10 protein-coding genes are annotated in these 14,694 nt (G+C 42.0%); 5 read left to right on the forward strand and 5 right to left on the reverse strand.

The genetic code is table 11. The features are described from left to right. Nucleotides 1–28 precede the first annotated feature (28 nt). A complete protein-coding gene (psaA, locus tag CRI9333_RS10125; RefSeq protein WP_015203075.1) occupies nucleotides 29–2,284 on the reverse strand; it encodes a photosystem I core protein PsaA in 2,256 nt (751 codons plus the stop codon). Between the two features lie 595 nt (nucleotides 2,285–2,879). Between psaA and CRI9333_RS10130 the strand changes: the two genes are divergently transcribed. Next, nucleotides 2,880–4,655, forward strand: coding sequence for a hypothetical protein (locus tag CRI9333_RS10130; protein WP_015203076.1), 1,776 nt, complete (start codon nucleotides 2,880–2,882; stop codon nucleotides 4,653–4,655). Between the two features lie 150 nt (nucleotides 4,656–4,805). On the opposite strand, the gene CRI9333_RS10135 is transcribed toward CRI9333_RS10130, so the two are convergent. After that, on the reverse strand, nucleotides 4,806–5,249 hold the full coding sequence (locus CRI9333_RS10135; RefSeq protein WP_041226011.1) for a circadian clock KaiB family protein: 444 nt from the start codon (nucleotides 5,247–5,249) through the stop codon (nucleotides 4,806–4,808). Between the two features lie 76 nt (nucleotides 5,250–5,325). Next, complete coding sequence (locus CRI9333_RS10140) at nucleotides 5,326–6,663, reverse strand: type IV pilus twitching motility protein PilT (RefSeq protein WP_015203078.1); 1,338 nt, start codon at nucleotides 6,661–6,663, stop codon at nucleotides 5,326–5,328. A gap of 541 nt (nucleotides 6,664–7,204) precedes the next feature. On the opposite strand from CRI9333_RS10140, the gene CRI9333_RS10145 reads away from it, so the two are divergent. From CRI9333_RS10145 to CRI9333_RS10160, 4 genes are all read left to right on the forward strand, one after another. After that, nucleotides 7,205–7,579, forward strand: coding sequence for a hypothetical protein (locus CRI9333_RS10145; RefSeq protein WP_015203079.1), 375 nt, complete (start codon nucleotides 7,205–7,207; stop codon nucleotides 7,577–7,579). A gap of 228 nt (nucleotides 7,580–7,807) precedes the next feature. Then, nucleotides 7,808–8,929 carry a non-hydrolyzing UDP-N-acetylglucosamine 2-epimerase gene (gene wecB / locus CRI9333_RS10150; protein ID WP_015203080.1) on the forward strand — a complete coding sequence of 374 codons (1,122 nt, stop codon included), beginning with the start codon at nucleotides 7,808–7,810 and terminating at the stop codon, nucleotides 8,927–8,929. Between the two features lie 12 nt (nucleotides 8,930–8,941). Beyond that, nucleotides 8,942–9,991: a WD40 repeat domain-containing protein gene (locus CRI9333_RS10155; protein ID WP_015203081.1), complete on the forward strand. Its 1,050-nt coding sequence runs from the start codon at nucleotides 8,942–8,944 to the stop codon at nucleotides 9,989–9,991. Nucleotides 9,992–10,076: 85 nt separating this feature from the next. Further along, nucleotides 10,077–10,541, forward strand: coding sequence for a DUF29 domain-containing protein (locus CRI9333_RS10160; RefSeq protein ID WP_015203082.1), 465 nt, complete (start codon nucleotides 10,077–10,079; stop codon nucleotides 10,539–10,541). 200 nt (nucleotides 10,542–10,741) lie between these two features. Here the strand turns inward: CRI9333_RS10160 and CRI9333_RS10165 are convergent, their stop codons facing one another. Next, on the reverse strand, nucleotides 10,742–12,334 hold the full coding sequence (locus CRI9333_RS10165) for an NAD(P)H-quinone oxidoreductase subunit 4 (protein WP_015203083.1): 1,593 nt from the start codon (nucleotides 12,332–12,334) through the stop codon (nucleotides 10,742–10,744). Nucleotides 12,335–12,540: 206 nt separating this feature from the next. Next, a complete protein-coding gene (locus tag CRI9333_RS10170; RefSeq protein WP_015203084.1) occupies nucleotides 12,541–14,610 on the reverse strand; it encodes an NAD(P)H-quinone oxidoreductase subunit 5 in 2,070 nt (689 codons plus the stop codon). Nucleotides 14,611–14,694 lie beyond the last annotated feature (84 nt).

Consider the following 14,694-nt stretch of genomic DNA (forward strand, 5'->3'; position numbering starts at 1 on the left):
CTGACCGCTAACCACCGATAGCTAATGGCTAGCCTAGTGAAATGATTCGCGCTTCAAAGAACGCCCAGATAGTGACGATTGCACCTAGTAGGTAGTGAGCTACTCCCACTGCCCGTCCCTGAATAATACTCAGAGCGCGGGGCTGAATGCTTGGAGCAACCTTCAACTTATTGTGAGCCCAAACAATGGACTCGATCAACTCTTGCCAGTAGCCACGACCACTGAACAAGAACATTAAGCTGAATGCCCAAACAAAGTGAGCGCCTAGGAACAATAGACCATAGGCAGAGAGAGATGTACCGTATGACTGAATCACTTGAGCAGCTTGCGCCCATTGGAAATCACGCAACCATCCATTAATGGTAATCGCGCTCATGGCAAAGTTGCCACCAGTTATATGGTCTACCGTACCATCAGCGTTGACTGTACCCCAAACATCAGACTGCATTTTCCAGCTGAAGTGGTAAACAGCGATCGCAATGGTATTGAACATCCAGAACAAGCCCAGGTAGACATGATCCCAACCAGAAACCTGGCAGGTACCGCCACGACCAGGGCCGTCGCAAGGGAACCGGAAGCCCAAATTAGCTTTATCTGGAATCAGACGAGAGCTACGAGCAAACAGGAATCCTTTTAACAGAATCAGCGTTGTGACATGAATTTGGAAAGCATGAATATGGTGGATCATGAAATCCGCCGTACCCAGTGCGATCGGCATCATTGCCACTTTGCCAGCCACAGCGACAATACCGCCGCCGAAGGCATAGCTAACAGGCTCTAGCGCATTAGGTGCTGTAGAACCAGGAGCTAAAGTGTGGATGTTTTGAACCCACTGAGCAAATACGGGCTGTAGTTGAATTGCAGTGTCACTGAACATATCTTGAGGACGACCCAAAGCCCGCATGGTGTCGTTGTGAACGTATAGACCGAAGCTGTGTAAGCCCAGGAAAATACATACCCAGTTCAGGTGAGAAATAATCGCATCACGATGGCGAATTACCCGATCCAATACGTTGTTTTGGTTAACGGCTGGATCGTAATCCCGCACCATGAAAATAGAAGCGTGAGCAGCACCACCAACGATGCAGAAGGCTCCTATCCACATATGGTGGGTAAAGATTGATAACTGTGTAGCGTAATCAATCCCGATGTACGGATACGCAGGCATCGCGTACATATGGTGAGCAACGATAATCGTGACAGAACCCAACATGGCTAGGTTAGTTGCCAATTGAGCGTGCCAAGAAGTCGTCATATTTTCGTAGAGACCTTTATGACCATCACCAGTGAAGGGGCCTTTGTGGTTCTCTAGAATTTCTTTGATGCTATGACCAATGCCCCAGTTTGTCCGGTACATATGACCAGCAATCAGGAACAGCACTGCCAAAGCTAAGTGGTGGTGTGCTGTATCTGTCAGCCACAAACCACCATTGACTGGGTTCAAGCCACCTTTGAAGGTTAAGAAGTCAGCATACTGACCCCAGTTCAAAGTCCAGAAAGGTGTTAATCCTTGGTTAAAGCTTGGGAACAATTCAGCCATTAAATCACGGTTCAAAATGAACTCGTGAGGTAAGGGAATGTCTCCAGGTGCTACACCAGCATCAAGCAGCTTGTTAATTGGGAGGGCAACGTGAATTTGGTGACCAGCCCAAGATAGACAGCCCAGACCCAATAAGCCTGCTAAGTGGTGGTTCAGCATCGACTCCACATTCTGGAACCATTCCAGCTTAGGAGCGCGCTTGTGATAGTGGAACCAACCAGCAAACAGCATCAGTGCAGCCATTACTAAGCCACCGATGGCTGTGACATAAAGCTGGTATGTATTGGTAAAACCAGCAGCACGCCAAACGTAGAAAAGACCGGAGGTGATTTGAATTCCGTGGAAGCCACCTCCCACATCGGCATTCAAAATATCTTGACCAACGATTGGCCAAACTACTTGAGCGCTAGGTTTAATGTGGATCGGATCGGTCAACCAAGCTTCGTAGTTTGAGAAGCGAGCGCCATGAAAATACATACCGCTTAACCAAACAAACACAACGGCTAGGTGACCAAAGTGTGCGCTGAAGATTTTACGAGAGACATCTTCTAAGTCACTCGTATGACTGTCGAAATCATGTGCGAGGGCATGAAGGTTCCAAATCCAAGTGGTTGTTTTTGGACCCCTAGCAAGAGTGCGGTCAAAGTGACCTGGCTTTGCCCACTTCTCAAAAGAAGTAGGAACCGGATCTTTATCAACCACAACTCTGGCTTTTGCCTCTCGCTCCGGTGGACTGATTGTCATGAGGAATCTCCTCTCTAGACAAGGAACGATAAATATCCCAATTAAATTTGACTTTAATCGGAGGAAAGCTAAGTTAAGATGACTGCTTTCCAGAGAGCATAGGATGTCCGCTTTTAACGGATATATCCCCAGGAAACAAAGCCAAAAACCCTTGTTGCTTTCCTGTCCCTGAGCAAGGAACAAGGGGTTCCAAATCCTCAAAGCAGGCTAGAACAGGAATCAAGCTACTTCTTAAGGGCTCTGTTGGTGAATTATATGCCTTGATTCAGTAATTATTCAGAGATAGTTAACAATAATTCAAAGTCCGTAATTTTTCGGCAAAATTTGGCTTTAAAACTCAGGACTAAATGCTATAAGTCAAGAAAATATGACATATTTGTAAAAAAACTTCACAATTATTGCTTAGTCAAAGCACTTTTCCCGTGTTTGTACTGAACAGCGCCAGTGATGCACGTTTTCAGCAAATTAGTGCGTTTATTATTTAAATAAAGGCAGAATTACCCGCAGGTAGTTGATGCTTTTGGGCTATAGTTCCCTAAAGATGGCAGAGTGCCAAAATTTGATTGCGGTTGCGTGTAGGAGGAGGAGGGTATAAGTGTTGGGTATAAGTCAATACAAATTATTTAAAAGGCTAGTTTCCTTATTAACTACGGCGGTTTTAGTTGTGGGGCTGGTGAGTTGCGGCGATCGCATTGCCAGTTCTACTAGCGATAACAAAATGCGTCAATCGGAGATCGCAGGGGATATATCAGAAGTAGCTCCCCCAGAAGTGATCCAACAGCTAGGCGCGGAATTAGAAGCCTACCAGCCTCAAGTAACAATAATCAGTCCTAAGACAGATGCAATACTTCAAGACACAACTGCGGAAGTAAAGTTAAAAGTTCAAGACTTGCCGATCTTTAAAAATTCCGAGCTAGATATGGGGCCACATCTCCACTTGATTGTGGATAATCAACCCTACGAGGCTGTATATAACGTAGATCAGCCTTTCGTCCTCAAAGACTTATCCCCAGGAACTCATACACTGCGAGTATTTGCTTCTCGTCCCTGGCATGAAAGTTTTAAAAACGAAGGCGCTTATGCTCAAACAACATTTCACGTCTTTACCAAAACAACAGATAACAACCCCAATCCTGCACAACCTCTTTTAACATACAGTCGTCCGAAAGGCAGCTATGGGGCTGAACCTATCATCCTGGACTTCTATTTAAACAACGCCCCACTGCACCAAGTTGCCCAAGAAAATTCCCAAGACGAAATTGCTGACTGGCGAATTAGGGTCACGGTTAATGGTCAAAGCTTTGTTTTAGACAAATGGCAACCTGTTTATCTCAAAGGTTTTAAGTCAGGTAAGAATTGGGTACGTTTGGAGTTTATTGATGAACTAGGAAACCCAGTAAAAAATGTGTTTAACGACACAGTTAGAGTAATAACTTACGAACCTAAAGGCAAAGATACTTTATCCAAACTGGTGCGAGGCGAATTATCAGCAGTTCACGCGCGTGGAATTGTAGATCCTAAATATAGTTTCAAGCCACCAGTAGTAAGTCCAACGCCAACTGTAACTCCAACCCAGTCGCCAACGCCAACACCTTCGGTTTCTACCACGCCGCTACCAGAATCTACTCCTAGTCCAACTGTTGAGCCAACACCAGTAAAACCATCAGAAGCACAACAGACAATCACAACAGATCAAACAGAACCATTACCAGTAGAAAAACCCAAATCTGGTGGCTTTTTTAATCGCTTTCAGCGTCCAGCTACTAAAACTAGCCCATCGCCTACCCTACCAGAAATAATCCCAACAACCGCTCCTGAATTGGTAGAACCTCCAGCAGAAACTGCAACTTCTACACCCAGTTCTAGGGCTGAGGAAACACCTTCTGTGGAAGCAACACCTAAAGTAGAACCTCTTGTTGAAGATTTACCTGCTTACCAAGTAACTCCGACAGAAGCGAAAAAGCCAGAAAAAAGCAAATATGAAAACATACTGGGTCGATTCCGTAGACCAGCCGTAAGTCCTAACCAACCTTCTACTCTGCCTGAGATAGTAGAGACTCCAATATCTACACCAGAAGGAAATTCAACCTCTGAATTACCGCAAGCTACAGGGCGAGCGCCAGCAGCAGATTTAGAGTCGGAAACAACTGGTGAGGAGCGAGTTAACAATAATCTAGAACCAACGGCACTAAAACCTACTTCTAGACAAAAATTTCGGATTATTCAAGCGCCAAATTCAGAGAACCCTAACAGTTTAAGTCAGCCGTCGGAAACTGCTACATCTCCAGTAGATACTTCTGATTCCTCTGAAACTGTAGAAGTTTTGGATAATTCTGCTAATGATGCTTCGCAAGAATTAACAAAGCCTTAGTTGAGCTAGTTTGAAAAAAGTTTTCTCAACTGTCGAAAATTTTCTAGCTATAACGCCACCGCGTTAAGCCTGAGATTCTTCAAATGTAAATATCAAGTTTTATGGGAACGACTATGGCGTTCTCATTTTTTTTTGCTTATCACTCATGTATTAAACATCTACAGCAACCAGTAATTTTAAAACTCTTTCTACATCATCCAATTCGCCAACAATCCGTTTGATAGGTTGTGGAGAAATACGGATCAATGTTGGTGTAGCGGAAATAGAATTTGCTTCTGCTTGCTCTGGATGTTTAAAAATATCAATTACTTTTAACGTATAAGGATGACCAAGAGATTGCTCTAATAAACGATGCAAAATCTGAAGTGTACGTTCTGTATCCAGATTATGACCAGAAACGAACAACCGGAAGATATAGCCAGAGGTCGTAACTGGCAGAGATTGAGTCAAAATAACTCCTGAATCACTACAAACTTTTGTTTGTGAAATAGGCGATCGCTGATTTTTCTCATAATCCACAATTAAGTCGTGATCATTCCATTTAGGAAACTGAGCGCCATAAGTTTCCCAGATCACTAAATTATTTTGATTCAAGGCATGGTTATATCAACTAGGGACTAGAAACATCAATTAGCTAGCTTGTTAACTCTAGCCTCTAGTCCCTTACACATTAAACCCGACCACGCAACATCATTGCCATTTCATTCTGGGTAGGCGACATTTCTAATGCTACTTCTTCTGTAATTCGTCCTTCTTGATACAAGTTAAATAGAGACTTATTCATGGTAATCATGCCATCAAATTCGTTATCAGCCATAATTGTTGATATTTCGTCATTTTTGCCATCCCTAATGTAATCCTTCACAGTTTCAGTATTAATTAGAACATCGTGGAAAGCAGCACGCTTTCCATCAGTTGTACGACACAAACCTTGGGCAATCACTCCTACAAGTGATTCAGCTATAGCAACTCGCATAGCACTCTGCTCTTCTGCTGAATACAAGTTGAGAATACGCTCAATTGTTTTCACCGCGCTGTTTGTGTGTAGGGTTCCCATAACCAAGTGACCAGTTTGGGCGGCTTTGAGCGCAGTATTTACTGTCTCCTTATCCCGCATTTCCCCCACTAGGATCAAATCTGGGTCTTCCCGCAAGGCAGCTTTTAGGGCATTGTCAAACTTCAAAGTGTGCATACCCACTTCTCTATGCCTAATTAGAGATTTGCGGCTTTTGTGAATAAATTCAATTGGGTCTTCAATGGTGATGATGTGCTTAGGCATCTCTTTATTGATGTAGTCCACCATCGCTGCCATCGTAGTAGACTTACCTGAACCTGTTGGTCCTGTAACTAATATCAAGCCTTTATGATAATGACAGATATCCCTGAAAACAGGTGGCAAGCGCAATTGCTCCATTGTCAAAATTTTCAATGGAATTAACCGCAACACCATTGCTGGACCGTTGAGGGACTCTAAGAGATTTATCCGTACACGGGCAAAGTCGTACTGTGTAGCACCGTCAAAATCTAAGGTTTCTTGGAAACGACTAATTTCTTCATCAGTCAGTACTTCATGTAACCAACTCATAAATGTCTGATTATCCGTCTCAGGATACTCAGTTGTTTCAATTTCCCCACGATTGCGAAAGCGAGGAATTTCTCCTACGCCCAGGTGGAGGTCAGAAAATCCTTTTTCATTAGCTTCTCTGATGAGGTGTTCTAATGTGGGATGTCCAGGGGATGGTCCTAAGCCCCTGCTTTGTTTCTGTGCTGCGGCAGCAGGAGTTGCTACTGGAGGCGCACTTGCTCTTTGTGCTGTCGCACTTGCTGGAGGAGGCGATGCTACAGCACCAGGTCGGGGGGTAGAGGGAATTTGCATACCTGGAGGCGGCATTCTGTTACCAGCAGCAGCAGGTATATCACCAACAAAACCAGGTCGTGGTGGTGGTGCAGGTGGAACTCGTGGTGGTGGTGGTGGTGGTGAGAGGGGCGGACGCTGTGGTTCTGGCATAAATCGCTACCAGTGGTAGAGCAATGTGATTTGACAACTTTTTATCTATTGTATTGTTCCCAAAACTGGAAACTCATTATCAATTGCTGGGGCGATGATTAATTTCTTCTGAAAATCAGCTTAAGTGATTAGAGGCTTTGAAAGCAGGTATCTTTTAATTGATTGTTCACAAACCAATAGCTTTAGAGAATTATGAGAAAATAATAAGAAATGTTAAGCAAATATTTTTAAGCTTATTTGATATTGGAATGTGTGAGCCTAGAAATAGCCTCTGAAGGAAAAATAAGTTATAGCAAAAGTTGCAGAACTTTTAATGAAGTCTGTCTTTAGGAAGATGAAGCGTAAAATGATTATTTGTATTACACCATTTGGGAAAATTGAAGATCCATAAATACCCGCAAATAAGTGTAAATTTTGTTTAAGAGAAGCTCATTTTCACTAGAGATATTACTTATACTGATTTTCAACTACTCGATTCGCGGGGATCGAGCAATTGCGGTTTCAGAATTTTGAAATAATTTTTTACTTTGGAGGAAAGCTCATGGAATTAACTCAAAACTCTAGTTTAGGAAAATTGTACTCCTTATCAATGATCAAAAGTTTTTTAATTTGGACTTTTACACTAGCAGTTTGCTTGCTGGTAGTTGGTTTTCCGTTAGTGGTGTTAATGGTGACTGTTGGCGCTCTATTAGCGATCGCACTGCAATCCATTTTACCAGTTAGTGCAGTTTTACTGGTAGCTGGCGTTTTAATTGGAGTAAATGTTTTAGCAGTTGTCGTAGGTGCAGCCGTATTAACTGCAAAAGGTATTCATCCTCATCAAGTTCGTTGGTTAAACTGGCTAAATGGTGAAGCTGATGCACTTAATACTTCAGTATATGCAGCTTGTCCTCTAACGTGCGATCCCAAGTTGTAATCGGCTTTTCTACGAGCAGCTAAATACAATTTATTCTGTAAAAGGCTCGCTGCCCGGTAAAAGCCGGGTTTTTTCATGTGTATATATAAGTTTTAAATAATTATTAATGACCAAATGACCGCCAAAACGAGTAAAAATAGTTAAGTTGGTTAAGCTTCATGTTAAGTTGGCTGATTGAACTAAGAATAAAAACCATTCTTAGGCGGAATTTTAAATAACAGCTTAACCATGACAGCAATTCCAATCCAAGTTTGTATTACACTGGGAACCCGCCCTGAAGCTATTAAACTAGCACCAGTCATTGAACAGTTCCAGCAATCCGGTGATTTTGATACCCAAGTGATTTTAACGGGTCAGCATCGAGAAATGGTAGAGCAGGTGATGCAGCTATTTGGGCTGAGTGCTAACCAAGATTTAGAAATTATGCAACATCAGCAAACCCTGACAGATATTACCTGTCGGAGTTTGCAGGGGTTAGAAAATGTATTTAAGCAGTTACAACCTCAGTTAGTAATAGTGCAGGGTGATACAACCACTGCTTTTGCGGCATCATTGGCAGCTTTTTACCAAAAAATACCAGTTGGTCATGTGGAAGCTGGTTTACGCACAGATAATTTATTTAATCCTTATCCAGAAGAAGCTAATCGTCGCTTAATCTCTCAGTTAAGTCAGCTAAACTTTGCGCCGACATCCCTAGCAGTAGAACATCTCAAAAGTTCAGGGGTTACTGGTGAAGTTCATCAAACTGGTAATACAGTTATTGATGCTTTGCTATCAGTTGCGAAACGCCAACCTGAATGTAAAATACCTGGCTTAAATTGGGACGAGTATCGAGTAATTCTAGCTACTGTGCATCGGCGAGAAAATTGGGGCGAACCGCTAAAGGATATTGCAGAGGGATTTAACTTAATTTTAGATAAATTTCCTGATACTGCTTTATTGCTGCCTCTACATCGTAATCCAACAGTTAGGGAACCACTACAAGCAGCTTTAGGTAAGCACCCCAGAGTTTTTTTAACAGAACCTTTGGATTATGCGGAATTAGTGGGAGCAATTCAAAGGTGTTATTTATTGTTAACAGATTCAGGGGGCGTACAGGAGGAAGCGCCAAGTTTAGGTAAACCAGTTTTAGTATTGCGTGAAACTACGGAAAGACCAGAAGCAGTTGCAGCAGGGACAGCTAAGTTAGTAGGCACAAATCCAAATCAGATTTTAACTGAGGCAAGTAAGCTATTGAGTGATATATCTGCATATCAAGAAATGGCAACAGCTATTAATCCGTTTGGAGATGGTCATGCAGCCGAAAGAATTTTACAAATTGTGAAAAATTATTTTCAAATTAGGAACTAGAGACGTTTATTTATGAAAAAATTTCCTTGGAAAGCCTTAATAACAGTTGCTATTATCGCTGTAATTCCTGGGCTACTATCCAATCCTTCTAGTTCTCAACCTAATAATTTAATCAGTCAATCTAAATCAAAGGCTCAATTAATTTACACACTGAATGCTCATAAGGATAGAGTTTCAGAACTGGCTATTAGTCCTGATGGAAAGAAGCTGATTAGTGGTAGTAGGGATGGAACAATTAAAGTTTGGAATTTGAGTACTGGTAAAGTACTTAATACTATTTCTGCTAGTTCAGAAGGAATCACATCTCTTGTTGTAAGCCCTGACGGACAAATCGTTGCTAGTGGAGATATTGATAGCACAATTAAAGTTTGGAGTTTACGCACTGGAGAATTGATTAGTGTTTTAAAAGGACATTCACAAGGAGTTGAGGCAGTTGCTATCAGTCTTGATGGAAGAACATTAGTTAGTGGCAGTGATGACCGTACTATTAAAGTTTGGAACTTATCTTCTGGAAAACTGCTTTATACTTTAAGGGGTCATGCAGACTATATTAGTAGTCTCGCCATCAGTTCTAATGGAAAATTTCTTGTTAGTGGTAATGGTAGCTCTGCAAATGAGCATATTAAGATATGGAATCTATCTACTGGCAAACTGCTTCATACTCTAAAACATCAACCTGTAGTTGCTTCATTAGGAATTACTCCCGATAATAAGACGCTTATTAGTGGAGGTTTTGGGCAACTTGTTCATAAAACTAATTCAATTAACACAATTAAATTGTGGGATTTAGCTACAGGTAAACTGTTGCGGGATTTTGAAGAAAATACAAGTTCAGTTACTTCGCTCGTATTAACTCCAGATGGAAAAACTTTAATATGTGGAGATTTTGATGGCAAAATTAAGTTTTGGGATTGGCGTACTGGCAAATTACTTTTAACTTTGCCAGGTAAAAATAGTGTGGTTGAGTCAGTGTTTGTTAGTCGTGATGGGAAGATGCTTGCTAGTAGTAGTGAGAACATAATTAGAATTTGGCGACTGTCTCAACAAGCAGTTATTAAGTAAGTAGATTATTTAGAAGTGTTAAATTAGTAAGAACTAACTTAGGTTAGATTGTTACAGAAGTAAGTTAGTAGCGAGGGCTTTCGCCATGAGTACCGACTTAGAAAATATATCTATTAAGGGAAAAAATCTTTATGAGCAGGATTATTACTTATGGCTGGAGACTCTAGCAAATCAAATTCGGTCTGGTAATTTTGACGCGCTTGATTGGGAAAATTTACTAGAGGAACTAGAAAACTTTGGAAGGTCGGAGAAAAACGCTCTTAAAAGTCGCTTGGCTGTGTTATTGCTGCACCTGCTAAAATACCAATATCAACCAAGTCACCGCTCTAATAGCTGGTTATGTACTATTAATGAACAGCGCCGTCAAATTAATTTTGTTTTAGAAGATAGCCCATCTCTTCAGTCTTATTTAACAGATATTTTTGAGAAATGCTACACAGTTGCTCGTCGTGATGCTGCTTCTGAAACGGGATTATTTATTAATATTTTTCCAAAGGAAGTACCATTTACAATTGAAGATACTGTTAATTTTGATTGGTTGCCTGAGTAAAATCCATAGCTGATAGCTTAGTCTAAACAACTATATTCCTCTATATAACACTAAAATAGTTCCAAATAATTTGAAAAAAAGTTCTCTGTGTCTGAAGTGGTTTATTAATACTATAAGGACAATTGCTAAAAAAATACTCCTCAATATTGAGGAGTAATTAAAAAGCTGATAGCTAACGGCTGAAGGCTGAAAACTTAAAATTAGCGATCGCCTATTTTTGGTGCTTGCATAGACATTGCTAAAGGTGGTGCAGATGTCGGTTGTTGTTTCTGTACCAAACTTGGTACTGATGCCCGCAATCTTTCTGTCATTTTCAAGGTTGTGGAATCATAAATCTGAGTTAGTAGCTTGGGATATAAACCAACCCCAATAATGGGGATCAACAGACAAGCGATAATAAATATCTCTCTTGGTTCGGCATCTATTAAAGCTTCGTGTTCAACTAACTCTTTGTTTTCTGGGCCATAGAAAATTTCCCGCAGCATTGACAGCAGGTAAATAGGAGTCAAAATTACTCCGACAGCAGCTAGGAAAACAACGATTACTTTAAACGTAGGGTTATAAGCATCGCTGGTAGCAAAACCTACAAATACCATCAATTCTGCTACGAAACCGCTCATTCCTGGAAGTGCTAAAGATGCCATAGCACAAACTGTCCACATGGAAAACATCTTCCGCATTTTCTGACCGACTCCGCCCATTTCATCTAGCATCAGGGTGTGGGTGCGGTCATAAGTAGCGCCGACTAAAAAGAACAAACTTGCCCCAATTAATCCGTGAGAAACCATTTGTAATACTGCACCGCTTAACCCTAAATCGGTAAACGAAGCAAAACCGATAATTACAAACCCCATGTGGGAAATGGAAGAGTAAGCAATTTTGCGCTTTAGGTTTCGTTGAGCAAAGGAAGTTAGGGCAGCGTAGATGATATTAGTAACGCCAAGAATTACTAATACTGGGGCAAACAAGGCATGAGCATCGGGAAGCATCCCAGCGTTCATGCGAATTAAGGCGTAACCACCCATTTTGAGCAAAATTCCTGCCAGTAACATATGCACGGGCGCGGTGGCTTCACCATGGGCATCTGGTAGCCAAGTGTGTAGGGGGAAGATAGGCAGTTTGACAGCGTAAGCAATTAGTAATGCACCATACATCCAAAGTTGGAAATTGACGGCATAATTCTTAGCTGCGATCGCTCTCATATCAAAGGTGACTGTATCGCCGTAAAACGCCATTGCTAAGGCAGCAACTAGAATAAACAGCGAACCACCTGCGGTGTACAAAATAAACTTAGTAGCTGCATATAGCCGCTTCTTACCGCCCCAGATTGAGAGTAGTAGGTAAACCGGAATTAATTCTAGTTCCCAAACAAGGAAAAACAGCAGCATATCCTGTACTGCAAATACAGCAACTTGACCGCCGTACATTGCCAGCATCAAAAAATAAAACAGCTTTGGCTTAAGAGTTACAGGCCAAGCTGCTAACATTGCCAGCGTAGTAATAAAGCCAGTAAGAATTACCAACGGCATTGATAAGCCATCAACACCCACTGACCAATTCAAATCTAGCTGAGGAACCCAGGGGTAGCTTTCTACAAGCTGCAAATTAGGGTTAGCAAAGTCGAACTGGGTATAGAAAGTGTAAACAATGATAGCAAAGTCGATCAGTCCGACGATTAAGGCATACCAGCGTACAGTCTTGCCGTCTTTATCTGGTATGACTGGAAGCAATAGCGACGCGGCTATTGGAAACAAAATTATAAAAGTCAGCCAAGGAAAATTAGCTGTATTCATGGTGAATTCAGAACAATTGGAACTTAAATCAGTTTGAGTTTTGAATGCGAGTATACAGGCAGGTAATGCCTTGTCCCTACTCTTTTCAGTAATAAATTTCTTAAGAGGGAAATTTATCTGAGATTAATTAATGCAAAAGGCAGGGTCAACCCCTGCCCTCAAAGCTACTGTCAAGGTAGGGAAAAATTCTCCCCAATAATGATGATCTAAGTTAAGCCAAAGACAATTACAAAGGCGAGAACTGCACCAAACACAATCAGGGCATAGAATTGAGCGCGACCTGTCTCGAAATATTTCAGACCTTCACCGCTTAACAAAGTGACTAACCCTGTGAGGTTAACTGCGCCATCAACAACTCGGAAATCTACTTCCATCACTTGTCTAGCTAATCTACGACTGCCTTGAATGAACAGGCGGTTGTAAACTTCGTCAAAGTACCACTTGTTAAGAGACAGGTTGTAGAAGAAAGGAATCTTAGCTGCGATCGCACTAGGATCAATTTTCCTGCCCATGTACATCAGTGAAGCCAAAGTAATCCCAATCAAGGAAACTCCTACTGAAGCACCTGCCAGAATTATAAATTCTGTCCAATCAAACTCAGCCGCGTGTCCCAAAACTTCAGTAACAGCTTCTGTTGGAGGATGAATAAATTCCTCAAAGTAGTTATTGAAAGGTGTTCCCAGCAAACCAATCAGTGCTGAAGGCACAGCCAAAATCACCAGTGGCAGCGTCATTGTCCACGGAGACTCATGGGGATGATCACTATGACCAGCATGGGAATCGTGACTTTCGTTGTCTAGTGCTTTCAACTCTCTAGTATCCATCGCACCAGGCCCAAAGGCGGGTTGAGCATTACCCGCAGCAGCTAAAAGCTGTTGGCGGATTTCTGAATCATTCCCGCGAAACTTGCCTTCAAATGTTCTGAAATACATTCTGAACATATAAAAAGCAGTGATTCCAGCAGTTAACCAACCAATACCCCATAAAACAGGGTTAGCTGCATAAGCAGAACCCAGGATTTCATCTTTTGACCAAAAACCTGCAAACGGAGGAATACCAGAAATCGCCAGCGTACCCACCAAAAATGTTAAGGCGGTCATTGGCATATACTTCCGCAAACCACCCATCATCCGCATATCTTGTGCTAGTGCGGGATCATGACCCACAACACCTTCCATGCCGTGAATCACAGAACCAGAACCTAAAAACAACATCGCCTTAAAGTAGGCGTGAGTCATTAGGTGGAACAATCCAGCACTGTAAGCACCAATACCCATCGCCATCACCATGTAGCCTAGCTGAGACATGGTGGAATAAGCCAAGCCTTTCTTAATGTCGTTTTGAGTAATAGCAGTTGTAGCACCAACAAATGCCGTAACAGCACCAGTCCAAGCGATGACATTCATCACTGATGGAATTCCGTCAAACACAGGATACATCCTGGCAATTAGGAAAACACCTGCTGCTACCATTGTGGCGGCGTGAATTAACGCAGAAATCGGTGTAGGACCTTCCATCGCGTCTGGTAGCCAAACGTGCAGGGGAACTTGAGCCGATTTAGCTACAGGTCCCATGAATACTAAAATGGCAAACAAAGCAGCTAAAAAGCTGCTGATGTAACCTGCTTCTACAAAAGCTTGCAGGTGCGCCCCCATAACATCAAATTCAAAGCTGCCAGTCGCCCAATACAGCCCTAATATCCCTAATAGCAAACCAAAGTCACCAACGCGGTTAGTAACAAAAGCTTTCTGACAGGCATCTGCGGCTGCTTTGCGGTCATACCAGAACCCAATCAGTAAGTATGAACACATACCGACGAGTTCCCAAAAAATATACACCTGTACTAAGTTTGGGCTGATTACCAAACCTAACATTGATGAGCTAAATAAACTCAAATAGGCATAAAAGCGTACATAACCTGGGTCGTGAGCCATGTAGCCATCGGTGTAGATCATTACCAGCAAAGCAACAGTGGTGACAATCACCAACATTACTGCTGTTAAATGATCAATCGTGTAGCCCATTGTCAGGTGAAAATTTCCTGCTGCCGCCCATTCGAGAGAATAGGTATAGGACGGATGTCCCTGAATTTGACTCCAAAGCAACCCAAAAGATAAGGCTGTTGCTGCCCCCATTAGGGACACTATTAAAACAGCGTTTAACTGTCGTAAATTGTTAGTTGCTTTGTTGAATGATATTAGCCCCAAGCCTACAAGCATAGCCCCAGCTAGTGGCAATGCTGCAATCAACCAGGCGTACTGATAGATCAGTTCCATCACAAACGTATACTTTATATTTCTTTACTATTTTGCCAATACCGTTCACATTGTTACACATACATCACTGAAAAGTACTTATAC

The organism is Crinalium epipsammum PCC 9333, from assembly GCF_000317495.1.
Lineage (GTDB): Bacteria > Cyanobacteriota > Cyanobacteriia > Cyanobacteriales > PCC-9333 > Crinalium > Crinalium epipsammum.

Coding starts and splice junctions, on each gene's coding strand:
- CRI9333_RS10165 (WP_015203083.1), bottom strand. CDS start 12,334: ATGAATACAGCTAATTTTCCTTGGCTGACTTTTATAATTTTGTTTCCA.
- CRI9333_RS10145 (WP_015203079.1), top strand. CDS start 7,205: ATGGAATTAACTCAAAACTCTAGTTTAGGAAAATTGTACTCCTTATCA.
- psaA (WP_015203075.1), bottom strand. CDS start 2,284: ATGACAATCAGTCCACCGGAGCGAGAGGCAAAAGCCAGAGTTGTGGTT.
- CRI9333_RS10170 (WP_015203084.1), bottom strand. CDS start 14,610: ATGGAACTGATCTATCAGTACGCCTGGTTGATTGCAGCATTGCCACTA.
- CRI9333_RS10140 (WP_015203078.1), bottom strand. CDS start 6,663: ATGCCAGAACCACAGCGTCCGCCCCTCTCACCACCACCACCACCACCA.
- wecB (WP_015203080.1), top strand. CDS start 7,808: ATGACAGCAATTCCAATCCAAGTTTGTATTACACTGGGAACCCGCCCT.
- CRI9333_RS10155 (WP_015203081.1), top strand. CDS start 8,942: ATGAAAAAATTTCCTTGGAAAGCCTTAATAACAGTTGCTATTATCGCT.
- CRI9333_RS10160 (WP_015203082.1), top strand. CDS start 10,077: ATGAGTACCGACTTAGAAAATATATCTATTAAGGGAAAAAATCTTTAT.